This is a genomic window from Yinghuangia seranimata, assembly GCF_029953285.1.
Taxonomy (GTDB): domain Bacteria; phylum Actinomycetota; class Actinomycetes; order Streptomycetales; family Streptomycetaceae; genus Yinghuangia; species Yinghuangia seranimata.
Map to the genome: position 1 here is coordinate 223,787 of NZ_JASAOI010000010.1, position 23,596 is coordinate 247,382.

General features: G+C 74.0%; 18 protein-coding genes. 10 read left to right on the forward strand and 8 right to left on the reverse strand.

The features are described from left to right. Positions 1-154 precede the first annotated feature (154 nt). The 4 genes from QI554_RS07220 to QI554_RS07235 all read left to right on the forward strand — a co-directional run bounded on the left by QI554_RS07220 (position 155) and on the right by QI554_RS07235 (position 8,249). A complete protein-coding gene (locus tag QI554_RS07220; protein ID WP_425527927.1) occupies positions 155-5,584 on the forward strand; it encodes an ATP-binding protein in 5,430 nt (1,809 codons plus the stop codon). Between the two features lie 474 nt (positions 5,585-6,058). Next, entirely contained in the window at positions 6,059-6,775 is a 717-nt protein-coding gene (locus QI554_RS07225) for a TSUP family transporter (protein ID WP_281467124.1), read from the forward strand. 100 nt (positions 6,776-6,875) lie between these two features. Next, positions 6,876-7,388 carry a SigE family RNA polymerase sigma factor gene (locus QI554_RS07230; RefSeq protein WP_281467126.1) on the forward strand — a complete coding sequence of 171 codons (513 nt, stop codon included), beginning with the start codon at positions 6,876-6,878 and terminating at the stop codon, positions 7,386-7,388. 30 nt (positions 7,389-7,418) lie between these two features. Then, positions 7,419-8,249, forward strand: a complete 831-nt coding sequence (locus QI554_RS07235; RefSeq protein WP_281467129.1) for a hypothetical protein — start codon at positions 7,419-7,421, stop codon at positions 8,247-8,249. A gap of 51 nt (positions 8,250-8,300) precedes the next feature. On the opposite strand, the gene QI554_RS07240 is transcribed toward QI554_RS07235, so the two are convergent. Beyond that, the gene (locus QI554_RS07240; protein WP_281467131.1) at positions 8,301-9,281 is read right to left on the reverse strand and encodes a zinc-binding dehydrogenase; all 981 of its coding nucleotides are present in this window, start codon (positions 9,279-9,281) and stop codon (positions 8,301-8,303) included. A gap of 245 nt (positions 9,282-9,526) precedes the next feature. On the opposite strand from QI554_RS07240, the gene QI554_RS07245 reads away from it, so the two are divergent. Next, entirely contained in the window at positions 9,527-10,453 is a 927-nt protein-coding gene (locus QI554_RS07245; RefSeq protein ID WP_281467133.1) for an NADP-dependent oxidoreductase, read from the forward strand. 24 nt (positions 10,454-10,477) lie between these two features. Here the strand turns inward: QI554_RS07245 and QI554_RS07250 are convergent, their stop codons facing one another. Together QI554_RS07250 and QI554_RS07255 are read right to left on the reverse strand one after the other, a co-directional pair. Then, positions 10,478-11,665 carry a PP2C family protein-serine/threonine phosphatase gene (locus QI554_RS07250; protein ID WP_281467135.1) on the reverse strand — a complete coding sequence of 396 codons (1,188 nt, stop codon included), beginning with the start codon at positions 11,663-11,665 and terminating at the stop codon, positions 10,478-10,480. Between the two features lie 249 nt (positions 11,666-11,914). After that, positions 11,915-12,097 (reverse strand): hypothetical protein, encoded by a 183-nt coding sequence (locus tag QI554_RS07255; protein ID WP_281467137.1) that lies wholly within the window; start codon positions 12,095-12,097, stop codon positions 11,915-11,917. A gap of 273 nt (positions 12,098-12,370) precedes the next feature. On the opposite strand from QI554_RS07255, the gene QI554_RS07260 reads away from it, so the two are divergent. Continuing rightward, the gene (locus QI554_RS07260) at positions 12,371-13,897 is read left to right on the forward strand and encodes a DUF2079 domain-containing protein (protein WP_281467139.1); all 1,527 of its coding nucleotides are present in this window, start codon (positions 12,371-12,373) and stop codon (positions 13,895-13,897) included. 11 nt (positions 13,898-13,908) lie between these two features. Here the strand turns inward: QI554_RS07260 and QI554_RS07265 are convergent, their stop codons facing one another. After that, entirely contained in the window at positions 13,909-14,823 is a 915-nt protein-coding gene (locus QI554_RS07265; RefSeq protein ID WP_281467141.1) for a LysR family transcriptional regulator, read from the reverse strand. Between the two features lie 160 nt (positions 14,824-14,983). Then, positions 14,984-17,236 carry a molybdopterin-dependent oxidoreductase gene (locus QI554_RS07270; RefSeq protein ID WP_281467143.1) on the reverse strand — a complete coding sequence of 751 codons (2,253 nt, stop codon included), beginning with the start codon at positions 17,234-17,236 and terminating at the stop codon, positions 14,984-14,986. 111 nt (positions 17,237-17,347) lie between these two features. Between QI554_RS07270 and QI554_RS07275 the strand changes: the two genes are divergently transcribed. From QI554_RS07275 to QI554_RS07285, 3 genes are all read left to right on the forward strand, one after another. After that, the gene (locus QI554_RS07275) at positions 17,348-18,085 is read left to right on the forward strand and encodes a response regulator transcription factor (protein ID WP_281467145.1); all 738 of its coding nucleotides are present in this window, start codon (positions 17,348-17,350) and stop codon (positions 18,083-18,085) included. After that, entirely contained in the window at positions 18,082-19,164 is a 1,083-nt protein-coding gene (locus QI554_RS07280; protein WP_281467147.1) for a sensor histidine kinase, read from the forward strand. Before QI554_RS07275 ends, QI554_RS07280 begins: the two co-directional genes overlap by 4 nt. A gap of 180 nt (positions 19,165-19,344) precedes the next feature. After that, entirely contained in the window at positions 19,345-19,980 is a 636-nt protein-coding gene (locus QI554_RS07285) for a DUF3060 domain-containing protein (RefSeq protein ID WP_281467148.1), read from the forward strand. A gap of 156 nt (positions 19,981-20,136) precedes the next feature. Here the strand turns inward: QI554_RS07285 and QI554_RS07290 are convergent, their stop codons facing one another. Together QI554_RS07290 and QI554_RS07295 are read right to left on the reverse strand one after the other, a co-directional pair. Continuing rightward, positions 20,137-20,370: a DUF6296 family protein gene (locus QI554_RS07290; protein ID WP_281467150.1), complete on the reverse strand. Its 234-nt coding sequence runs from the start codon at positions 20,368-20,370 to the stop codon at positions 20,137-20,139. A 127-nt stretch (positions 20,371-20,497) separates the two neighbouring features. Further along, entirely contained in the window at positions 20,498-21,652 is a 1,155-nt protein-coding gene (locus QI554_RS07295) for an NAD(P)/FAD-dependent oxidoreductase (protein ID WP_281467152.1), read from the reverse strand. 159 nt (positions 21,653-21,811) lie between these two features. Between QI554_RS07295 and QI554_RS07300 the strand changes: the two genes are divergently transcribed. After that, positions 21,812-22,396, forward strand: coding sequence for a TetR/AcrR family transcriptional regulator (locus QI554_RS07300; protein WP_281467153.1), 585 nt, complete (start codon positions 21,812-21,814; stop codon positions 22,394-22,396). A gap of 90 nt (positions 22,397-22,486) precedes the next feature. Here QI554_RS07300 and QI554_RS07305 read toward each other — a convergent pair whose 3' ends face one another. Then, complete coding sequence (locus QI554_RS07305) at positions 22,487-23,509, reverse strand: alpha/beta hydrolase (protein ID WP_281467155.1); 1,023 nt, start codon at positions 23,507-23,509, stop codon at positions 22,487-22,489. Positions 23,510-23,596: the final 87 nt, after the last annotated feature.

Sequence of the window (23,596 nt, forward strand, 5' to 3'; positions counted from 1 at the left end):
GAGGCATTGGTATCGACGACCGCGATCAAGCAGGGTGGAGACACATGTGCAGGTGGGCGACCTAACCCGGATCCGTCACCTGTGATGCGCAGGCGCTTGGGAGGCCCAGTCCGTGTTTCGTCGTATCGCCATCGTCAACCGTGGAGAGGCCGCGATGCGGCTCATTCACGCGGTGCGGGACCTTTCCGCGGAGACCGGAGCCCGGATCGAGACGGTGGCGCTGTACACCGATGCCGACCGTAACGCGACGTTCGTCCGGGAGGCCGATGTCGCCTACCCGCTGGGCCCCGCGTCGGCGCGGCCGTATCTGAACCACGAGCTGCTGGCCCGCGCGCTGCGGGAGACCGGGGCGGACGCCGCCTGGGTCGGGTGGGGCTTCGTCGCCGAGGACGCCGGGTTCGCGGAGCTCTGTGACCGCATCGGCGTGACGTTCGTCGGCCCGAGCCCCGAGGCGATGCGCCGGCTCGGCGACAAGATCGGCGCGAAGCTGCTGGCCGAGGAGGTCGGCGTCCCCGTCGCGCCGTGGAGCCGCGGCGAGGTCGCGACGCTGGAGGAGGCGCTGCGGGCCGGCGGCGAGATCGGCTACCCGCTGATGCTCAAGGCGACCGCCGGAGGCGGCGGCCGCGGCATCCGCATGGTGGCGTCGCCCGACGACCTCGCGGACGCCTACGAGCGCACCAGCCAGGAGGCCCTGCGCGCGTTCGGCTCCGGCATCGTGTTCCTGGAGCGCCTGGTCACCGGCGCCCGGCACGTCGAGGTGCAGGTCATCGCGGACGGCCAGGGCACCGCGTGGGCGCTCGGCGTGCGCGACTGCTCGGTGCAGCGCCGCAACCAGAAGATCATCGAGGAGTCCGCCTCCCCGGTGCTGGCCCCCGAGCAGGCCGACGAGCTGAAGGCCTCGGCCGAGCGCCTGGCGCTGGCCGTCGGGTACCGCGGCGCCTGCACCGTCGAGTTCCTGTACCACCCGGGCGAGAAGCTGTTCGCGTTCCTCGAGGTCAACACGCGCCTCCAGGTCGAGCACCCGATCACCGAGGTCACCACGAGCACCGACCTCGTACGCCTCCAGCTGCACGTCGCGAGCGGCGGCCGCCTGGAGGGCGAGCGTCCGGCCGAGCTCGGCCACGCCGTCGAGGCACGGCTGAACGCGGAGGACCCCGACCGCGACTTCGCGCCGTCCCCGGGCCACATCGCGCGCCTCGTGCTGCCCGCCGGCCCCGGCATCCGCGTGGACACGGGCGTCAGCGAGGGCGACGACATCCCCGCGGACTTCGACTCGATGATCGCGAAGATCATCGCGTACGGCCGCGACCGCGAGCAGGCGCTCGGCCGCCTGCGCCGCGCGATGGCCGAGACCACCGTCGTCATCGAGGGCGGCGCGACCAACAAGAGCTTCGTCCTCGACCTGCTCGACCAGCCCGAGGTGATCGACGGCTCCGCCGACACCGGCTGGATCGACCGGGTCCGCGGCGAAGGCCGGCTGGTCTCGCACCGGCACTCCGGTGTCGCCCTGGCGGCCGCGGCCGTCGAGGCGTACCAGGAGGAGGAGCGCGTCGAGCGCGCCCGCCTGCTGTCCACGGCGTTCGGCGGCCGCCCGCAGGTCCGCCACGAGTCGGGCCGCCCGCTCGACCTGCGGCTGCGCGGCGTCGCCTACCGGGTGCGCGCCACCCGCGTCGGCGCGGACCGCTTCCGCGTCGGTATCGAGGCGGGCGGCGAGGTCCACACGGCCGACGTCGAGCTGCAGCGCTTCGACGAGCACTCCGGCCGCATCGTCGTCAACGGCACCCGCTTCCGCCTGCTCGTCGGCACCCACGGCCCGACCTACCTGGTCGAGGTCGACGGGGTGGCGCACCGGGTCAGCCTGGACGAGGGCGGCGTAGTCCGCTCCCCCGCCCCCGCGCTCGTCGTCGCGACCCCGCTGGAGGTCGGCGCCGAGGTCGAGGCCGGCGCGCCGGTGCTGGTGCTCGAGAGCATGAAGATGGAGACCGTGCTGCGGGCGCCGTTCAAGGCGCGCCTGAAGGAGTGCGTCGTCTCCGTCGGCAGCCAGGTCGAGACCGGCGCCCCGCTGCTGCGCCTGGAGCCGGTGGGCGACGGCGCCGAAGAGGAGGCCACGGCCGCCGAGGCCGTCGCGCCGGACCTGCCGGGCCGTCCCGGCGACGTCGCCGCCGCCGCGCGCGCCGCCCGCGGCCTCGAGGACCTGCGCAGCCTGCTGCTGGGCTACGACGTCGACCCGTACGACGACCGCCGCGTGCTGGACGACTACCTGGCCGCGCGCCGCGAGCTCGCCGCCGCCGGGCGCCGCCCGCTCGCCGAGGAGATGGAGCTCATCGGCGCGTTCGCCGACCTCGCCGAGCTGAGCCGCAACCGCCCCGCGAGCGAGGACGTCGGCGACGGCCACGCCTACAGCGCCCGCGAGCACTTCCACCGCTACCTGCAGAGCCTCGACGTCGAACGCGCCGGCCTGCCCGCCGCGTTCCAGGCCCGCCTCACGAAGGCCCTCGGCCGCTACGGCGTCACCGGCCTGGACCGCACGCCCGAGCTGGAGTCCGCGGTGTTCCGCGTCTTCCTCGCGCAGCGGCGCGCGTCCGCCGACGCCGAGTTCGTCGCGGCGCTGCTGCGCGAGTGGCTCGACGACATGCCGCCGGAGGAGAGCCTGCGCGAGCCGGTCGGCCGCGCGCTCGAGCACCTGGTGACCGCGACGCAGGTCCGTTTCCCGGTGGTGTCCGACCTGGCGCGCGGCGTGGTGTTCGCGTGGTTCGCCCGTCCGCTGCTGCGCCGCAACCGGGCGCGCGTGTACGCGGGGATCCGCGCGCACCTGCGCCACCTCGACGCGAACCCGGCGGCGCCGGACCGCGACGAGCGCATCGCCGACATGGTCCGCAGCACCGAGCCGCTGGTGCGCCTGCTCGGCCAGCGCCTGGTCCGCGACGGCCTGGACAACGCCGACATGCTCGAGGTGCTGACCCGCCGCTACTACGGCAACAAGAGCCTGATCTCGGTCGCCACCCGCGAGTCCGCCGGCTGCACGTTCGTGGTCGCCCAGCGCGCGGAGGCCGACGTTGCGTCCGCCGCGGTGCGCTTCGACGGGCTCGGGGACGCGCTGCGCGGCCTCGCGGAGCTGGCCGAGGGCGCGCAGCCCATCGACGCCGACATCTACCTGGCGTGGGAGAGCCAGCCGCGCGACTTCGACGCGATGGCCGCCGCGCTGCGCGACGTCCTCGCCGCGCACCCGCTGCCGGGCTCGGTCCGCCGCATCACCGCGACGGTCGCCGGCCGCGGCGGCGCCGTGATGCACCACCACTTCACGTTCCGCCCGTCGGAGTCCGGGATGGTCGAGGAGCGGCTGATCCGCGGCCTGCACCCCTACATCGCGCAGCGGATGCAGATGGAGCGGTGGAGCGGCTTCGACCTGACCCGCCTGCCGTCGTCGGACGAAGAGGTCTACCTCTTCCAGTGCGTGGCACGCGAAAACCCGGCGGACGACCGGCTCGTGGCGTTCGCCCAGGTCCGCGACCTGACCGAACTCCGCGACCACGAAGGCAACCTGGTCTCGCTGCCGACCGCCGAGGACACCGTCGCGGCGTGCCTGGACTCGATCCGGCGCGCCCACGCGGGCCGCCCGGCGCAGCGCCGCTTCCACACGAACCGCGTCGTGGTGTACGTGTGGCCGCCCATCGAACTCACGCGCGCCGAGGTCGAGATGATCGGCCGCCGCATGATGCCGACGACCGCGGGCGCGGGCCTGGAGGAGATCCTCTTCATCGCGCGGCAGCGCGACAAGGAGACGGGCGCGCTGCGCAAGGTCGCGGTGCGGTTCTCCTTCAGCGGGGCCGGCGGCGCCGAACTCATCATCGGCGAACCGCCCGTCGACGCGGTCGAGCCGCTCGACGACTACCGCCTGAAGGTGCTGCGCGCCCAGGCCCGTAACACCACGTACCCGTACGAACTGACCGACATGCTCGGGGACTTCGTCGAGCACGACCTCGACGCCGAGCACCGCCTCGTCCCGGTCGACCGGCCGAAGGGCCGCAACAAGGCCGGGATCGTGGCGGGCGTCGTCACCAAGCGCACCGAACGGCACCCGCAGGGGGTCACCCGCGTCGCGCTGCTCGGCGACCCGATCAAGGCGCTCGGCGCCGTGTCGGAACCCGAGTGCCGCCGCATCATCGCCGCACTCGACCTCGCCGAGCAGATGCGCGTCCCGCTCGAGTGGTACGCGCTTTCCGCCGGCGCCCGCATCTCCATGGACTCGGGCACCGAGAACATGGACTGGGTGGCCGCGGCGCTCAAGCGGATCATCGAGTTCACGCAGAACGGCGGCGAGATCAACATCGTCGTGGCCGGCATCAACGTCGGCGCGCAGCCGTACTGGAACGCCGAAGCCACGATGCTCATGCACACCAAGGGCGTTCTCGTGATGACGCCGGAGTCGGCGATGGTGCTCACCGGCAAGCACTCGCTGGACTTCTCCGGCGGCGTGTCGGCCGAGGACAACCACGGCATCGGCGGCTACGACCGCGTCATGGGCCCGAACGGCCAGGCGCAGTACTGGGCGCCGAACCTGCCGGCCGCGCACGACGTGCTGATGGCGCACTACGAGCACAGCTACGTCGCCGCGGGCGAGTCGGTGCCGCGCACCGCCGCGACCACGGACCCGGTCGACCGCGACGTGTCGGACTTCCCGCACGCGGTCGAGGGCAGCGACTTCACCCGGGTCGGCGAGATCTTCTCGGCGGCGCACAACCCGGACCGGAAGAAGCCGTTCGACATCCGCACCGTGATGCGCGCGCTCGCCGACCAGGACCACCCGGTGCTCGAGCGGTGGTCCGGCATGGCGGACGCGGACACCTCGGTCGTCCAGGACGTGCACCTCGGCGGCCGCCCGGTGTGCCTGATCGGCATCGAGTCGCGGGCCGTGCCGCGGCGCGGCTTCCCGCCCACCGACGGCCCCGACACGTACACCGCGGGCACGCTGTTCCCGCAGTCGTCGAAGAAGACCGCGCGGGCGCTCAACGCGGCGTCGGGCAACCGGCCCGTGGTGGTGCTGGCGAACCTGTCCGGGTTCGACGGCTCGCCGGAGTCGATGCGCAAGCTCCAGCTGGAGTACGGCGCGGAGATCGGCCGGGCGGTCGTCAACTTCGACGGACCGATCGTGTTCTGCGTGATCTCGCGGTACCACGGCGGCGCGTTCGTGGTGTTCTCGAAGGCGCTCAACCCGAACATGACGGTGCTCGCGCTGGACGGCTCGTTCGCGTCCGTGCTCGGCGGCGCGCCCGCGGCGGCCGTGGTGTTCTCGGGCGAGGTCGACAAGCGCACCGCCAACGACCCGCGCGTCACCGAGCTGCAGGCCCGGGCCGGCGCGGCCGAGGGCACAGCGCGCGCCGCGCTGCACGCGCAGCTGGCCGAACTGCGGCCCACCGTACGGGCGGAGAAGCTCGGCGAGGTCGCCGCGGAGTTCGACGGCGTGCACAGCATCCGACGCGCGGTCGAGGTCGGCTCGGTCGACGCGGTGATCAACGCCGCGGAGCTGCGGCCGCGCATCGTCGAGGCGGTCGAGGACGGCATGAAGCGCTGGTCGACGCGCTAAGTCGGCACAGGAGGCCGCCGTGTCCGCCCCTACGGGGGACGGACGCGGCGGCCTCCGGCGTTTCGCGGACGGGCGGACGGGGGGCCGCGGCGTGAGCGGGCGGCCGCCGGGTGAGCGGACGCGTGGCCGCGGCGTGGATCGGACGGCGGCGAGACGCGCGGACGGCCGCGAGGGAGCGTTGACGGCGAGGTTCGAGGCGGTGACGGCCACGCAAGGCGCGCAAGGCGCGCAGCGACGGCTTACCGAGAACGACCGCGCGACGCCGATCTTGCCCGTCACGGCACTCGGCCGCGGCGCCACCGCGACCGACGCCACCCCCGGGTGCGCCGGCAGGGGCCGAGCAACAACGTCCGCATCCCGCGTCGGCGGAAAGCGGGGGCATCAGGCCGGAGGCGCGCCGGCTCCGCGTCGGCATCCCGCGTGCGGCGGGACCCCGCCCCGAGCCGCCCCTCCCCGTGGTGGGACGATCCGCCGGTGGAGCTTCTGGCGGTGGCCTCCGTGGTGCTGGTCGCGGCCGCGTTGCAGCGCGCGACCGGGCTCGGGTTCGGCCTGGTGGCCGGGCCCGGCCTCGTCGTGCTCCTGGGGCCCGCGGCCGGGGTCGGGGCGTCGAACGCGGCCGCCGGGGCGATCAGCGCGGCCGGACTCGCCGTGACGTGGCGCCGTGTACGGCTGCGCGCGATGCTGCCGCTGGTCGCGGCGGCCGTGGTCACCGTTCCGGTCGGGGCGTCGCTGGTACGGGTGCTGCCCGAGCCCGCGCTGCTCGCGGCGATCGGCGCCGTCGTGGTGGCCGCGGTCGCGGTGACGGCGGCCGGGATACGGGTGCGCTCGCTGAAGGGCCGTCGCGGCGCGGTCGCCGCCGGGGCCGCCAGCGGGGTCATGAACGCCGCGGCCGGCGTGGGCGGCCCGCCGGTGGCGCTGTACGCGGTGAACGCCGGCTGGCAGGGACCCGAGTTCGTCGCGAACGCCCAGTTCTACGGCGTCCTGGTGAACGCGGCCTCCCTCGCCGCGAGGGGCACGCCCGACCTCTCGACGGCCGTATGGCTGTGGTGCGCCGGAGCGGTCGCCGCGGGCATCACCCTGGGCCAACTCCTGGCCCGCCGCCTCCCCGCGCACCGGTTGACCGCGGTCGTCCTCGCACTCGCCTTCGCGGGCGGAGCGGGGACGTTGGCGAAGGGCCTGCTGCGGATCTGAGTATCTCGCCACCGGTCGACGTCCTGACGCAACATCCCTCAAGACCGGGCCCGTTCATAAGGGTGTCCGCAACACACCCGACCCCCCGGGGGAACGCACGATGAAGCCCGCGCTGGAGCGCCAGTTCGAGGAGTTCGTGGCGGCGCGCAGCCGTCCGCTGCTGCGCACGGCCTATCTGCTGTGCGGCGACTGGCACTTGGCGGAGGACCTGGTACAGACGGCGCTCGCCAAGCTCTACGCCGTCTGGCACCGCGTCCACGACACGGAGTCCGTCGAGGCGTACACGCGCCGCGTCCTGGTGCGCGTGTACGTCGACACCCGGCGCAAGCGCAGCAGCCAGGAACTCCCGTCCGCGGACATCCCGGACCCCGGCGTGCCTCCCGGTGCCGGCGAGGACAGCGCCCGGCGGCTGGCGCTGCTGGCCGCCCTGGCGCGGGTGACTCCCGTCTACCGCGCGGTGCTCGTGCTGCGGTTCTGGGAGGACCAGAGCGTCGAGGAGACCGCGGCGCTGCTGGGCAAGAGCTCGGCGGCGGTGCGGTCCGCGACCACCCGCGGGCTCGAGCAACTGCGGCGCGTGCTCGGGGAGTCCGTGCACGACATCGCCCGTGCCTGACCGGCATCGACGACTACGGAGACAACGACCATGCGTGACGAGAACGAGCTGAACGCGATGTTCGACGACCTGCTCACCGACGACCCGCCGGTGATCGTGAACGTGGCCGCGGTGAAGGCGCGCGGCGCGCGGGTACGGAGGACCGCCCGCATCCGGCTCGCGGCCGGCTCCGTGGCCGTGGCGGCGGTGTTGGGCGGCGCGGTGGTGGGGGCGACCGTGCTGGCGAAGGGGCCGGCGTCCGAGACCAATCCCGCGGCGGTCCCGCCTTTTGCCGGGCTGCCGTCCCCGTCGGCACCCGCCGGCGGCGGCGCGCCGAGCGGCAAACCCGTCTCGCCCATGGATTCGAGCGTCCGCCTGTTGGCCGCGGTGTCCGCGCATCTGCCCGCGGGGATCGTCAGCGCCGAGCCCAAGCCCGGTTCCCCGTACAGCATGATCCTCACCCGCGAGGACGGTTCCAAGTCCGTCCTGTCCTTCACGGTGGGCAACGCGAAGGCACCCGGCTCCGAGCCCGACGACATGTGCGACCCGTCGTTCATGCCTGACCGCAAGGGCGCCCCGCTGCCGACCGGCTGCAAGCGGGACACGCTGCCGAACGGCGCCAAGACCATCAGCAGCGACTGGCGCGACGGCGAGGGCAAGCGCATCATCTCGCTCGGCCTGATCGCGCCTGGGGGCACGTCCCGCGGCCTCGACAGCAACAACAACCTGGTCGAGGGCCCCGGCGGCCCCGACGTCCAGCTCCTCACCGTCGCCCAGTTGACCCAACTGGCGTCGCAGCCCGACGTGTACGCCGCCATGGTCGGCGCGGCCTCGGACGCGGTCGAGACGCCGCCCGGCTCCACCGGCCGCCCGGCGTCCTGAACAACCGCAGGTCCGCGCACCCGCCGCCCTCCGGCGGGTGCGCGGACGCGCTTACGGCACGAGCACCGTCTTCCCCACGGTGCCCCGCCCCTGCGCCGCGATGTGCGCCTGCGCCGCCTCGCGCAGCGGGAAGGTCTGGAACGCCGGGACCAGCCGGCCCGCCGCCGCCTCGGCCAGGGAGCGTTCCTCCAGGCCGCGCAGCCCTCCCGGGGCCGACAGCAGGCGCGGGCCGAGGGCGACCGTCGCGCTCAGGACCTTGTCGTAGAGGTCCTTGCCCGTCAGCTCGGTCGGCTTCCCCGCGGACCAGCCGAACATGATGAACCGGCCGCCGAAGCCGAGCAGTTCGAGGCTCGCGCGGCCCGCGTCGCCGCCCACGCCGTCGAACGCGACCGTCACGTCGCGGCCGTCGAGCACCTCGCGCACGCGCTCCGGCCAGTCCGCCCGCGTGTAGTCGACGGCGTGCGCGCCGAGCGCCCGGACCCGCTCGACCTTCGCGTCGCCGCCCGCGATGCCGACGACGGTCGCGCCGACGCCGAGCGCGGCCTGCACCAGCAGCGTTCCGACGCCGCCCGCCGCCGCGGTGACCAGCACGACGTCGTCGGGGGTCGGCTGCGCGACGTGCAGGATGCCCAGCGCGGTGCGGCCCGTCCCGATCATCGCCACCGCGGCCTCGAAGCCGAGCCCGTCCGGTATCGGGTGCACGGCATCGGCCTCGCGCACGGCGAGTTCGGCGTAGCCGCCGTTGGCGGTCCCGAGGTGGGCGACGACGCGGCGGCCGAGCCACGACGGGTCGACGCCGTCGCCGACCCGGTCGACGACCCCGGCGACCTCGCGCCCGGGCACGATCGGCAGCTCCGGCAGCGGGAACGGCAGGCCGGCCGCGTCGCCTTCGCGCAACGCGGCGTCGAGCAGGTGGACTCCCGCGGCGCGGACGGCGATGCGGAGCGCGCCGGGGCCCGGCTCCGGGTCGGGGACTTCGGCGTGGACGAGGTTCTCGGCGGGGCCGAAGGCGCTGAGTGTGATGGCGTGCACGGGTCCTCCGTGAGGTGTGCGGAACTGCGGTGATCAACTCCACCAACGCCAACCGCGCAGGGTGCCGGCGGATTTCCGTCGGATGACCGGGATTGCGCGCGGCATCGACCGGGTTGTCGATACCCGTCACGCGACCTGGGGTTCTCCGCCGCGCCGCGGCCTACCGTCCACGGGACGGCCGCGGCGGCAGCCGACCGCGCCCGAGGCCGCGCCGTGACCGCGTCGGACGAAAGGACGGAAAGACCATGAAGGCAGCGCTGTTCACCACCTTCGGCGGCCCCGAGGTGCTGCGGCTCGCGGAGACGCCCGCGCCGGCCATACGCCCGGGGGCGGTACGCGTCGCGGTCCGCGCGGCGGGTGTGCTGCCGTTCGACACGGGCCTGCGCGCGGGCAAGTTCCCGCCGACGATGACACCGGGGTTCCCCGACAAACCTGCTGTTCCGGGCAACGAGTTCGCGGGCGTCGTCGCGGAGGTCGGCGACGGGGTGACCGGGTTCGCGCCCGGCGACGAGGTCCTGGGGTTCTCGACGACGGGCGGGTACGCGGAGGAGATCGTGGTGCCGGCCGACCAGCTGGCCGCGAAACCGGCCTCGATGCCGTGGGACGTGGCGGCGGCGCTGTCCGGGAACGGGCAGGGCGCGTACCTGGCGCTGCGTCAGCTCGCCGTCGGGCCGGGCGACACCGTGCTCGTGCACGGCGCGGCGGGCGGCCTCGGCACGATCGTCGTCCAGCTGGCACGGGCGTGGGGCGCGGCCCGGGTGGTCGGGACGGCGAGCGAGGCCAACCACGACTACCTGCGCTCCCTCGGCGCGGTGCCGGTGACGTACGGTCCGGGCCTGGCGGACCGGGTCAGGGCGGTGGCACCGGACGGCGTCGACGCCGCCCTGGACACCGCGGGCCCCGACGCGCTGTACGCGTCGGTCGAGGTGGTCGCCGACCGCGGCCGGATCCTGACGATGGTCGCGGACGAGACCGCCCGCGACCTGGGCCTGCCGGAGTGGTCGGGTGTGCGTTCCGGCGCGCTGCTGGGCGAGTTGGCGCAGTTGTGGGTGGACGGCGCGTTCACGCTGCACATCCGCGCGACGTACCCGCTGGAGCGGGCCGCGGACGCGCACCGCGACGTCGAGCGCGGACACGGGCGCGGCAAGGTCGTGCTGACCGTGGCGGGCTAGCGAAGCGAAGGGGCGGCGGCCCGGTCAGTGCCCCGGGCCGCCCTCTGGTGCGTGCCCGTCACCCGTCGGCGCGTGCCCGTCACCCGCCGGGGCGTGCCCGTCGCCGGCCGGGCCGGCCGCCGCGCGGGCGAGCGCGATGATCAGCGCGTCGTCGGTGAAGGGCAGCCAGCCGACGTGCCGGCTCAGGTCGTCGCCGAGCCGTTCGACCGCGACCGCGGGGTCGTGCACGTACGCGGTGCCGCCGAGCAGCTTGGTGATGCGCTCGACCAGCAGGTAGTCGCAGCCGTCCGCGTTGCGCGCGTCGGCGACCCCGTCGGTGACGAGGACGAGCAGGTCGCGGCCGCCGAACGGCACCGCCCACGCTTCGGAGCCGTTCGCCGCGGCGAGTTCGGTCAGGCCGAGCGGCAGGCCGGGGTCGGGGGGTTCCAGGACGCGCACGCCGCCGTCCGCGCCGATGAGCACGGGCTGCTCGTGGCCCCGGTGCAGGAACTCGACCTCCCCGTCCCTGACCTCGACGAGCAGCGCGGTGACGAACTGTTCGGCGGGCGCGTTGCGGACGATGCTCTCGTCGATGAGCCGCGCCACGTCGGCCAGCTCCGGCTGGTTGTAGGCGGCTTCGCGGAACGCGCCGATGGTGATCGACGCGGTGCGGACCGCGCCGAGGCCCTTGCCCAGCACGTCCCCGATGATCATGCGCATGCCGTGCGGCGTGTCGAGCGCGAGGTACAGGTCGCCGCCGAGTTCGGCCTCGTCGGCCATCGCGAAGTAGCGCACGGCGAGCCGTACGCCGCCGAGCCCGTCGGGCGGCGGCAGGAGGATCGCGCGTTGGGCGGCGACGGCGACCTGGGACAGCGCGACCAGCGACCGCTCGTACCGCAGGCGCGCGGCCGACAGGTACATGGCCAGGCCGGTCGCCATGACGTATATCCAGGTGCTGACCTGGAAGAGCTCGGTGTTCTGGTAGCCGTCCTCGGACGCGAGCCAGTAGCGCAGCGGCAGCGACACGCTCCCGATCGCCAGGATGGCGAGGGGCCGCGCGGTGGCGGCGGCGAGGGTCGGGGCGAGCAGGAGGAACGGGTAGTAGACGGTGTCGGGCCCGGTCGCCAGGTCGACGACGGTGACCACGACGAGGATGGCGACGGGCAGCCCGACCTGCCGCAACAGCGGCCGTGTGGCGGTTGCGGTCGCACGCTGCGCGTCGAGACCGATCATCTGTCCCATGGTCGCCAACGACGGCGCCCCTGCCGCGCTTTGCGGCATCCGCCGATCGGGTGACGCGCGGCCGTCCCCGCGAATCAGCCCCCGGAATGACCGGGAATCGCGCACGAACAAACGGCGGGAACGAACGGGAGCGAACGGGAACGACCTAAGGGGTCCAGGCGCCCCCTACAGCGCCTGGACCCCTGTGTGGTCCGACCGGTCCTCGCACCCCGCGTGGCTGCGAACCGGCCGGCTGCCGGCTCACGCCGCGCGGCTGGTTGCTCGCGCGAGGCCACCGGCTACCCGTGCGTCGGAATCGACCTCGGCGCGCTGCGTGCGGCGGGCGGCGCGGCGGCCGCGCAGGGCGAGGGTGACGACGCGCTCGTGCTGGGCGTCGCGGTGGAGCTCCTGCTGGCGGGCCTGGAAGAGCTGGTACTGCATCATCTCGGTGACTCCTTATGGCGTTTCCCCCGCCCGGTTGTCCGTCCGGGGGCTTCCCCGGCGTCCGGGGCATGCCTTAAGGTTCGCGCCCCAGAGGGGCCCGGGGCATCGGGCGGATGCCCGATCTTGACGGCCCGGGGGGCCTTAGACGCCTCCTAAGGCACCTCAGAACGCGCCTAAGGCCCCTGCCGATTTCGCCCGAAAGAGTGCTTCCGGCGGGCTGTCGGCCGCAGTCGCCCGCGCGGGCCCGCGGGCCGCCGTAGGGTCCCAGCCACCATGGCCACCACACCTCCTCGCACCCCGTCCGACGCCCGGTCGTCCGCCCTGGCGAAGGTCGGACGACCGCGTCCCGGAACGGCGCTGGTGCACGTTCCGCGGACGCCGCCGAAGCCGCGGCGCGGCCCGCTGTTCCGGGCGGCGGACGTGCCGTACTTGATCGGGCCGGCGGCGTTCGTCCTGTACGCGACGTACTCGCTGCTCAAGCACCGCCGCATGGAGACGCACGCCTACGATCTGGGCCTGTTCGAGCAGGTGGTGCGCAACTACGCGCACTTCCGCGCGCCCGTCTCGGACATCCGCGAGCCGGGTTTCAACGTGCTCGGCGAGCACTTCCACCCGGTCCTCGCGCTGCTGGGCCCGGTGTACCGGCTGCTCCCGTCGGCCGACACGCTGCTGGTGGCGCAGGCGATGCTGATCGCGCTGTCGGCTGTGCCGATGACCCGGATCGGGCAGCGGGCGTTCGGGCCGTTGGGCGGTGCGGTGTTCGGGGCGGCGTACGCGCTGTCGTGGGGCCTGCAGAGCGCGGTGTCGTTCGAGTTCCACGAGGTCTGCTTCGCGGTGCCGATGCTGGCGTTCGGCCTGGAGCGGTTCCTCAAGGCCGAGTACGGCGCGGGGATGGCGTGGCTGTGCGCGTCGATGCTGGTGAAGGAGGACCTGGCGCTCGCGGTGGCGGCCGCGTCGGTGTTCCTGGCGGTGCGCCGCCAGTGGCGGTGGGCGGTGGTCGCGGCCGTTGCCGGGGTGGCGGTGTTCACGCTGGTGGTGTTCGTCGTGCTGCCGGCGATCAACCCGCACGGCGCGTACCCGTTCTGGGAGAGCATGGACGGCGGCGGCGCCCGCATCGGGTCGGCGGCGGCCGGCAACCGGGACCACGACGTGCCGGTCGGGACGCTGCTGCTGGGGCTGCCGCACAACATGCTGCTGCCGTCGCAGAAGTGGATGACGCTGTTCACCCTTCTGCTGCCGACGGGATTCCTGGCGCTGCGCTCGCCGCTGCTGGCGATGGCGGTGCCGACGCTGCTGTGGCGGTTCACGTCCAGCAACCAGCTGTACTGGGGGCCGTGGTTCCACTACAGCGCGGTCCTGATGCCCATCGTGTTCGCGGCGTTCGCCGACGCCGTGGTGACGCTGCGCGCGTCGCGCCGCGACTGGCTGCGCCGGTACGCGGCCAAGGCCGCGATCGTGCCGCTGGCCGTGTCGCTCGCGCTGTGCCGGGACTTCCCGATGCTGGAGCTGGCGCACAAGCGCGCGTGGGCGGTCGAGGACAAGGTGGAGCGGGCGTACCGGATCGTCGCCCTGGTGCCGGACGACGTCCAGGTCACCTCGACCGAGCGGCTGGCGCCGCACCTGACGTCCCGCACCCGGGTCACGAACTTCCCGGTGGTGCTGCCCGGGCCCGGCTGGGCGGTGGTGGACGTGTGGGACGGCAAGCAGGAGTGGGTGTCGGCGTGGACGGCCGAACTGGAGCGCAACGGCTTCCGGCCGGTGGCGTCGGACGCGGGGGTGACGCTGCTGCGGCGGGACTGACGGACCGGCCGTCAGGCCGCGCCGACCTCCGGGAGGATCGTCTCGGCGGTGTCGCGCACGGCCTCCATGTACGCCCGCATGCGCGCGTTCTCGGCGGAGGTCAGCCACACCAGCGCGTGCTCGATGCGGCGCGCGTCCAGCAGCGGGACGTACACGACGTCCGGCCGCGTGTAGAAGTCCAGCACCTGGCTGTCACCGACGCACACCGCCTGCCCGGAGGCGACCAGCGCGAGGAACTCGGGGTAGGTCGCGCAGCGCTGCGAGGTGCGCCCGATCGACCGGCCGCCGGGCGTCCAGCGCGGGTGGTACGGCTCGATCCAGTAGTCCGGGACGCCTTCGACCAGCGACGGGAACGCCATTCCGGCGAGGTCCTCCAGCACCAGCGACTCGCGCTGGGCGAGCCGGTGCCCGGACGGCAGGCCCGCGTACGTCTGGCGGCGCGGCAGGATCAGCCCGACGGTGACGTCGGGCTCGACGAGCGGCGAGAGCGTGATCATCATGTCGAGCTCGCCGTCGCGCAGCGGGAAGATGTACTCCCCGATCTGCACCTCGTTGATCTCGACGGTGCAGTCCGGGTGCCGTTCGCGGAACACCCGGGCGGCGGCGTGCGCCTGGGCGCCGGCGAGGTCGCCGAGGAAGCCGATGCGCAGCGTCCCGGCGATGCCCTTGGCGGTGATGGCGGCGCGGCCGACGGCCTGCTGGATGCCGACGTAGTGCGGGTGCAGGTCGTCGTACAGCTGCCTGCCGAGCGCGGTCAGCTCGACCTTGCGGCTGGTGCGTTCGAACAGCGGCCCGCCGAGCCGCCGCTCGACCTTCTTGATGGTCTGGCTGACCATGGCGGCGGACACGTGGAGGCGCTCCCCGGTACGTCCGAAGTGGAGCTCCTCCGCGAGGGTCAGGAAGATCTCGATCTCGTGCCGCTCCATCAATGGTCTCCCTCCGGACCGATAACCGGTGATGAATGGTGCATCCGGCGTCTTGCCGTGGATCACCTTAATGTGATCTTCGGCCGCCGGTGGAGGTCAGGCCCGTCCGCGCGAAACGGACGGGCCCGTCGTTCATCACCGGTTAACGATCAGGCGGGGGTCACACGGCGGTCACCGTGACCGCGACGCCGTTGACGGCCGCGTTCCCGGAGATCGCGTCGACGAACGTGCCGGGCGCGAGCACGTTGGAGTTGACGCCGGCGTGCGCACGGGCGGTCGCCATGCGGGTGCCGGGGTCGTCGTGGCCCCAGCCGTGCGGCATCGACACGACGCCGGGCATCATCTCGTCGCTCACCTGGACGGCCACCCGCAGGCTGCCGGCCTCGGACGCGACCTCGGCCGTGCCGCCGTCGGCGAGCCCGGCGCGGGCCGCGTCGTCCGGGTGCATGATCAGCGTGCACCGGTTGCTCCCTCCGACCAGCGCGGGGACGTTGTGCAGCCACGAGTTCTTCGACCGCAGGTGGCGGCGGCTGACCAGGACCAGCCCGCCCGGCTCGTCCGCGCCGCCCCGGTCCAGGTGGGCGCGCAGCCGGGGCAGGTCGGCGGTGATGTACGCGGGGGCCAGCTCGACGCTGCCGGAGTCGGTGGCGAGCACCTCGGCGACGCGCGGCACCATCGGCCCGAGGTCGATGCCGTTCGGCGCGGCCTTGAAGTCGGCGAGCGTCAGGCCGCCTTCGACCCGCCCGTACCGGTCGCCCCACGGGCCGGTGCGCACCGACAGGTCGACGATCCGCTCGGGGCCGCCCTCGGTGTAGTGCGGCAGCACCTCGTCGGGGTCGAGGCCGCACGCCCGGACGAGCACCGAGAACCACATGTCGTCCAGCGCCTTGACGTCGACCGCGTCGGCCTTCTGCCCGGCGGCGATGCCGGCCAGGCGCAGCACGATCTCCCACTCCGCGGGCCGGTCGGGGTCGGCGGGCGGCAGCACGGGCTCGGACCACTTGCCCGCGCTGCCGACCGCGAAGTTCCACATCAGGTCGTCGAAGTGCGCCGTCTCCAGCGGGCCGGGCCCGGGCAGCACGACGTGGGCGTGCCGGGTCGTCTCGTTGAGCCAGTTGTCGATGCTGATCATCGCGTCGAGGCGGGGCAGCGCGGCGCGCAGCCGGTCGGCGCCCGGCGCGCTGACGGCCGGGTTCCCGGCGATGGTGACGAGCGCGCGGATACGCCCTTCGCCGTCGGTGTCGATCTCCTCGGCGAGGCACGACGCGGGGACCTGGCCGAGCACCTCGGGGGCGCCGCGCACACGCGAGTGCCAGCGTCCGAACGGCGCGCCCTCGGCCTTCTTGGCGTGCTGCGTGAGCGTCGCGACGGACCAGTTGACGGGCTTGGGGAACATCAGCCCGCCCGGCGTGTCGAAGTGGCCGGTCAGGATGTTGACGACGTCGACGAGCCAGCTGGCGAGCGTGCCGAACTCCTGGTTGCACAGCCCGATCCGGCCGTAGACCACGGCCGAGCGGGCGGCGGCCAGTTCGTGCGCGAGCCGGCGGATGCGGTCGGCCGGGACGCGGCAGGCGCCGGCCACCGACTCGGGCGTCCAGTCACGCGCCAGCTCCTCGAGGTCGGCGAGCCCGGCGATGTGCGGCGCGGCCGGGCCGAGGTCGACGAGGCCGTCGGCGAACAGCACGTGGACGACGGCCATGAGCAGCGCCGCGTCGGTGCCGGGCACGATGGGCAGCCACTCGTCGGCGGCGTCCGCGGTGCCGGTGCGGCGCGGGTCGACCACGACGACCTTGCCGCCGCCGCGCCGGATGCGCTTGATCTCGCCCATCACGTCCGGGCAGGCGAGCAGCGAGCCCTGCGAGGCCTGCGGGTTGGCGCCCATGACGACGAACAGGTCGGAGGTGCGGCGCAGGTCGGGGACGGGGATGGTCCACATGCCGCCGTACATCAGCAGCGACGAGACGTTCTTGGGCCACTGGTCGACGGTGCCGGAAGAGTAGATGTGGTGGATCCCGGCCATCCCGATGAGGATCCCCGAGTAGCGGGCCAGCGCCATGTTGTGCGCGAGCGGGTTGCCCAGGAACGCGGTCAGCGCCTGGTTCCCGTGTTCCTCGAGGACCGGGCGCAGCAGGCGCTCGCACTCGGCGAACGCCTCGTCCCACGTCACCTCGCGCCACGTGTCGCCGGTACGGATCACGGGCGCGCGCAGCCGGTCCGGGTCGTCCTGGAGCGCGCCGAGGGTGGTGCCCTTCGGGCAGATGTGGCCCTTGCTCCACGCGTCGGCGCGGTTGGGGCGGATCTTGTGCACCCGGCCCTCGGAGACGTGGACCTCCAGGCCGCACATGGCCTCGCAGAGATGGCAGGTGCGGTGGTGGACGGTGCTGTTCCCCGTGCTGTCGGGTGCGCTGCTCATGGTCGGTGCCTCCCCGGGCGCGTCGCGGCGGAGGCCGACTATGGCAGAGAAGCCCACCGGGTTAAAGACATCCTTTAAATGCCCTCGGGGCGCCTCGGGTACGTTGGCGCCGTGACCCGCCCGACACCGGACACCCGGCGGCCCTCCGTGCTGCTCGCCGACGACGACACCGCCATCACCGAACAGCTCGGGCCGCTCCTCGAACGCTCCGGGTTCGATGTCCGGACCGCGCACGACGGCACCGCCGCCCTCGCCGCCGCGACCGGCGCACCGGCACCCGACCTCGTCGTCCTCGACGTCCTCATGCCGCATATGGACGGACGCGAAGTCCTGCGCCGCATACGCGCCGACGGGGCCTGGATCCCGGTCATCCTGCTCACCCAGGTCGGCGAGTCGACCGAACGCGCCATGGCCCTGGAGGAAGGCGCGGACGACTACCTCAACAAGCCGTTCGACCCCTACGAACTCATCGCCCGCATGCGGGCCTTGCTGCGCCGCTCCCGCACCGGCCTTCCACCGCTGGCCTCGTCGCGCGTGCTACGCGCCGGCGCGCTGCGCGTCGACCGCACCGCCCGCCGCGCCTGGCTCGCCGACCGCGAACTGGTCCTGACCCCGAAGGCCGGCGCGCTGCTCGACTACCTCGTCACCCACCCCGACGAACTCCTGTCGCGGGAACGGCTGATGGAGGTCCTGTGGGGCTGGGAGTCCGCCAGCACCACCCGCGCCGTCGACAACCGCGTCGCCGAACTCCGCCGAGCCCTGGGCGACGACCCGGCGGCACCGGCGTGGATCGAAACGGTGACGGGCGAGGGCTACCGCTTCGTCCCGAGGGTGGAGGCCGAACGATGACGGGCCAGGACGGAACGCCGCCCGACGAGTTCCCGGGCGGAACGCCGCCCGGCACGGCGCCTGCCGAAGGCGCGGGGCGGCCGCTCGCGCTGCACGAACTGCCGCCTCCCGTACCGCGACCGAGGACGGCGCCCGCATCGCCCTCCCCCGCCGGCAAGCCGCCGGTCGCGCGACGCGCACGGATCTCGCGGCGGGCCGTTCCTTACGCGGTCGCGCTGGGCGTCTGGGGCGCGGCCGTCGCCGTCACGGGCGTGTTCGCGTCGGACTACCGCGTGTACCTGCGGTTCGCGCCCGTGCTCGCGGTGGCCGTCCTCGGGCCGCTCGTCGCCGCCGGGTTCGGTGTCCGGCTGCTGTTCACCAGGCGGGTCGTGGAAGCCCGGGCGCAGGTGGCCGCGGAGGCCGCCGCCGAGCACCACCGGTTCCTGCGGCGGCTGGACCACGAGCTGAAGAACCCGCTGACGGCGATCCGGCTCGGACTGGCCAACGTCTCGGCGTCGGGCCGCCTGGACGCGCAGGGCGACGGGACCGTGCGCAGCGTCGAGGAGCAGGTCGCACGGCTGACCCGGATCACCGGGGACCTGCGCAAGCTGGCCGACGTCGAGTCGCGCCCGCTGGAGCGTCTGCCCGTCGACGTCGGCGTGCTGCTCGAGGACGCCGGCGAGACCGCCCGCGAACTGCCGGGCGGGGCCGAGCGGGACGTGTCGGTGTCGGTGCCGCGCGTGCCGTGGCCGCTGCCGACGGTCGCCGGCGACCCGGACCTGCTGGAGCTGGCGTTGGAGAACCTGGTCGGCAACGCGCTGAAGTACAGCGGCCCCGGCAGCCGCATCGAGCTGCGCGCGTTCGAGGAGGACGGCTACGTCGTCGTCGAGGTCGCCGACACCGGGCACGGCATCCGCGCCGACGAACTCCCCTATGTGTGGGGCGAACTGGTGCGAGGCAGCGATGCCCGGGGCACCCCCGGGAGCGGGCTGGGCCTGGCCCTGGTGCACGCCGTCGTCGACCGGCACGGCGGCCGGTGCGAGATCCGCAGCCGTCCGGAGTCCGGAACGGTCGTACGGCTGCGACTGCCGAGCGCCTGACACGCGCCACGAGGCGTCGGCGGGCATCGGGGGCGGGTCGGGCGTGCCTCGACGGGCGTCGGGCTGCGTGTACAGGCGTGTCTCAGGGCTGGTAGATCGCCGCCACATCGCCGCGACACGCGGTCTCTAGCGTTGTGTGCAGCGGCCGAGGGGGCCGCGGCCAACCATGGGGGGATTCCAATGCGTATTCGTACCGTCCTGCCGTCCGCCGTCCTCGTCGGTGCCGTCGTGTTCGGCGCCACGGCGTGCGAGGCGGGCGTGGAGAAGAAGGACAACGGGGCCGCCTCACAGAGCGGTTCGAACACCGGTGCGGCGGCGGGGGCGTCGGCCGGGAACTCCGCGGGTTCCGTCGCGGGCTCGGCGGCCGGGGCGTCCGCCGGGGCGGGTTCGGGCGCAAGCACGGGTGCGTCGGCCGGTGCCGGCACGCCCGCGACGCCGACCGGCGCCGGCAAGTCCACCACCGCGACCGGCGACACCACCGCAGGCGGCGGCAGCGGCACCGGCAAGCCCAAGTCCGGCACGACCGTCAAGCCCACGGGTACCGGCACGATCTCGATCACCGCCGACGGCGACCAGCCCACGACGGACTGCACGGGCCGTGACGTCAGCATCGTGGCCAGCACGGTGTCGATGAGCTTCGTCGGCACCTGCAAGTCGCTGACCGTGATCGGCAACGACAGCAGCATCGAGACCGGCTGGTTCGACACGATCACCGTGACCGGCTCGGACAACCTGGTCCTCTACGGCGTCAAGGGCGACGGCACCGCGCCGACCGTCAAGGACACCGGCACGAGCAACCAGCTGCACAGCAAGTAGCGCCCACGCCGCGGGGGCGCACGCCACTCGCACGAAGGACCGAGACCACGCCCGGATCCCCTGCGCGCCCACCCTCCGTTGTGGCCGCAGGGGGTGCCTCATCCGGCGGTCGGGCCACGTGCGCCCCGCGCACCCGCCAACCTGCGGGCTCTCGCGTCAGGCCACCGGCACGACCGCCAGCAACTGCCCTTGGTACTCGTCCGCTCCCGCCACCACCTGGGCCACGTCGCCCGTGACGCGGACGACGAGTGTGCCGTCCTCGGCGGCGTATTCGGGCTCGCCCTGCGGGCCGGTCCCGCCGGTCAGTCGCACGATGACGGCGGTCGGCGCGGCGTGTGTGCCGGGTCGGCCGGGCAGGCTGACGGCGCAGCGCTCGGGGGCATCGGTCATGGCACCACCTTCACCCGGACCCGGCGGGTCCGCATCCGGCGGCGTCGAACCCCGAGCGCCGCGCGGATCCGCCTACCCGGTCCCCCACCGGGTCCCGTGGCCCCCGTCCCGTCCGTCGGGCCGGGGGTCACGCGGCGGCACGGGAACAGACGCGGCCGCCGTACGCACGCAGCAGTGTCCCGGCGGTGAAGTAGCGGTCCGGTCGGGTGATTCCGGCGAACGCGCCGAGGCAGCGGCTGATCTCGTCGGGGCGTCCGGCCAGCGCGGCGAAGAACAGCCGTTCCGTACGCCCGGCCGTGTGACGCGCGAGGTCGGTCGTGAAGCCGTACATCGGGGCGATGCCGCGGTCGCGCAGCCGGTGGTACGCCGCGAACGGCGCCGCTTCGCCGTGCGGGCCCGGGGCGGGCGGGTCCAGGAGCGCCGCCCCCGCCGCGTCCGCGAGCAGTTCGGCGTCGCGCAGCGCGTTGCTGATGCCCTGCGCGCTGACGGAGTCCATGACCACCCCGGCGTCGCCGACGAGCGCCCAGCCGGGGCCGTACGGCACGCGGAAGCGGTTGGGCTGGTCGGGCGTGGTGCGGAGCCGTTCGACCCGTTCGGCGGCGGCCAGCCGCTCACCGAGGTCCCCGCAACGCGCGAGCCTAGCCCGGTAGTTGCCTTCCAGGTTGGTGCGGAAGGCGTCGAACTCGGCGATCGGGCACGACAGGTACACCATCGTCAGGTCGTCGTTGGTCGGGAACACCGCGACGGCCTGTCCGCGCCGCTGGTACATCTCGCCTCCGCCCGCGACGGTCGGTAGGCCGCGCCAGTAGGTGTAGGACGCGAACGCCCGTACCGGCACCTCGCGGTAGACCCGCGCGCCGACGGCCTGCGCGACGGACGAGTGCTTGCCGTCCGCGCCGACGACCAGCCTCGCGGACTCGGTCACCGCCGCCCCGCCGCGCCCGGAGGAGAGCCGAACCCCCGTCACGCGGCCTTCGCTCCACACCAGTTCCTCGACGCGCGCGCGTTCGCGCACCTCGGCGCCGGCCGCGCGGGCGGCGTCGACGAGTGCGCTGTCGAGCAGCGAGCGGCGGGGCGAGTACAGCGTGTCGACGCCGCCGTCGCCGGCCGGGAACTCCCCGTCGAGGACCACGCCTTGCGCGTCGAAGCGGATCCGGCGGGTCGGCGGGGTGCCGGCCTCCTGCAGCCGGTCGAGCACACCCCAGGCGGCGAGCCGGGCGACGCCGGGGATCTGCACCTGGTGCGAGGAGACGGTGTCGCTGGGGAAGCCGGCCCGGTCCACGGCGAGGACCTCAGCCCGCGCCGGGCGAGCAGCAGCGCGGTCGCCGCGCCGGCCACCCGGGCGCCCACCACGATCACGTCGTATCCGGTGCCGCGCTCCATACCGAACCTCCTCCAGAACATACTGGATGGAATGTTTTCCGTTCACTAAGGTATGGACATGACCGACGCCACGGCAAGGCCCCGCCGCCGCAGAACCCCCGAGGACTGGGCCGACGCGGCCCTCGGACTCATCGCGGAGGGCGGACTCGCGGCGGTCACCGTCGACGCGCTCGCGGCCCGCGTGGGCACCACGAAGGGCAGCCTCTACCACCACTTCGCCGGCCGGGAGGCGCTCCTCGACGCGGCGCTGGCGCGCTGGGAGGACCGCACCACCACGGCCGTGCTGCGCGACGTCCGCGACGCGGCGTTCGACCCCGCCGCGATGCTGCGCCTGCTGATCGTGCGGGTCGTCGCGACCGCCGAGCAGGACCCCGTGGGCCTCGCGCTGCTGGCCAGCGCGCACCACCCCGCCGTCGCCCCGGTGCTGGAACGCGTCACCGACACCCGGCTCGCCGCCGTCACCGGCCTGTTCACCGAGCTCGGCTTCGCACCTGACGAGGCCCGCTCACGCGCGCTGCTGGCCTACAGCGCCTTCCTGGGGCACGGCCAGCTCGCGCACTCGACGCCCGGCGTCCTTCCGCACGCGAAGGAGGACCGGCGCGCGTACCTGGACCAGGTGGTGCGGCTCCTCAGCGCACGCTGACCGAAGCTTGACCGAAACGGCCCGGGCATGGGTCGGGGCGGGGTGCGGCAGCCGTCCCTGGGTGCCGAACCCCGCCCCAGTCTCAGGGCGTCAGCCGCGCCGAGCGCCGATGGTCCCCATCAGCATCGGGAACGAATCGGCCAGTCCCCGCTCGAAGTACGGCCAGGTGTGCGTGCCGGGCCCCGTCACCTCCGCCATGTCCAGGCGCAGCCGCCGCGCACGTGCCGCGAACAGCTCCGACATCCGTCCACACAGCCGCTCGATGTCGTCGGTCTTGGTGCCCGCAGGGTCCAACGGACCCGGCGCGCCGCTCCCCCACGATACGTAGAGGCGTACGCCGCGCAGCAGCGGGGCCAGATCGTACGGGTTGAACCCCGCCCAGAGCCACCGCTGGGCCTCGACGTCGCCCCACAGGTCGGACGGGTCGAGGCCGCCGAACCCGACGAACTTACCAATGACGTCGGGCCCGGACAGGTCTCCGTCGACCATCGCGGTGTGCAGCACGCCGCTGTACGACGCGGCCGCGCGGAAGACGCCGGGGTTGCGGGCTGCGTACGTCAGCGCCCCCTGCCCGCCCATCGACAGCCCGGCCGCCGCGCGCGCGTCGCCCGCCCGGTAGCCGTGTTCGAGCAGTCGGCGCAGCTCGTGCATGTGGAACGTCTCCCACGCGGGCGCGCCCCACGCGCCCTGGTTCCACCAGTTCGAGTAGTAGCCGACCGCGCCGGCCTCCGGCATCACGACCAGGACGCCGTAGTCCTCGGTCAGCGAGCGGACGAGCGGGTGGTTCGTCCACGTGGTGTGGTCGCCGAACGCGCCGTGCAGCAGGTAGAGCACGGGCCAGTCGCGGTGCGGCTCGCGGTCCCAGCGGGTCGGCAGGAGCAGCCGGACCTTGGCGGTGCGGCCGAGCGCGGGCGAGTCGATCGTCAGGTCGAGGAGGCGTGCGTCGAGCCGCTCCTCGGCGACGACGCGGGCGCCGTGGTCGGGCCCCTTGGGGGCACCGGGCCGGGACGCCGGGGAAACGGACGGTGCGGCGACGGCCGCGGACGCGGGCAGGAGCGCCGCGACGGGGGCTGCGGCGGTCGCGGCCAGGACGGTTCTGCGGGACAAGGGCACGAGCGTTGCCTTTCGGTGTGCAGGAGTGCGTGGTGCTGAGGTGCCTTGCTGCCGTGCGTGCCGTGCGCCCGGTGCGTGCCGCGTGTG

Bases quoted from the DNA above. Each gene is read 5' to 3' on its own strand.
- QI554_RS07220 (WP_425527927.1), top strand. From the start codon at position 155: ATGCGGCTCATTCACGCGGTGCGGGACCTTTCCGCGGAGACCGGAGCC.
- QI554_RS07230 (WP_281467126.1), top strand. From the start codon at position 6,876: ATGAAGCCCGCGCTGGAGCGCCAGTTCGAGGAGTTCGTGGCGGCGCGC.
- QI554_RS07235 (WP_281467129.1), top strand. From the start codon at position 7,419: ATGCGTGACGAGAACGAGCTGAACGCGATGTTCGACGACCTGCTCACC.
- QI554_RS07245 (WP_281467133.1), top strand. From the start codon at position 9,527: ATGAAGGCAGCGCTGTTCACCACCTTCGGCGGCCCCGAGGTGCTGCGG.
- QI554_RS07250 (WP_281467135.1), bottom strand. From the start codon at position 11,665: ATGATCGGTCTCGACGCGCAGCGTGCGACCGCAACCGCCACACGGCCG.
- QI554_RS07255 (WP_281467137.1), bottom strand. From the start codon at position 12,097: ATGATGCAGTACCAGCTCTTCCAGGCCCGCCAGCAGGAGCTCCACCGC.
- QI554_RS07260 (WP_281467139.1), top strand. From the start codon at position 12,371: ATGGCCACCACACCTCCTCGCACCCCGTCCGACGCCCGGTCGTCCGCC.
- QI554_RS07265 (WP_281467141.1), bottom strand. From the start codon at position 14,823: ATGGAGCGGCACGAGATCGAGATCTTCCTGACCCTCGCGGAGGAGCTC.
- QI554_RS07270 (WP_281467143.1), bottom strand. From the start codon at position 17,236: ATGAGCAGCGCACCCGACAGCACGGGGAACAGCACCGTCCACCACCGC.
- QI554_RS07280 (WP_281467147.1), top strand. From the start codon at position 18,082: ATGACGGGCCAGGACGGAACGCCGCCCGACGAGTTCCCGGGCGGAACG.
- QI554_RS07285 (WP_281467148.1), top strand. From the start codon at position 19,345: ATGCGTATTCGTACCGTCCTGCCGTCCGCCGTCCTCGTCGGTGCCGTC.
- QI554_RS07290 (WP_281467150.1), bottom strand. From the start codon at position 20,370: ATGACCGATGCCCCCGAGCGCTGCGCCGTCAGCCTGCCCGGCCGACCC.
- QI554_RS07300 (WP_281467153.1), top strand. From the start codon at position 21,812: ATGACCGACGCCACGGCAAGGCCCCGCCGCCGCAGAACCCCCGAGGAC.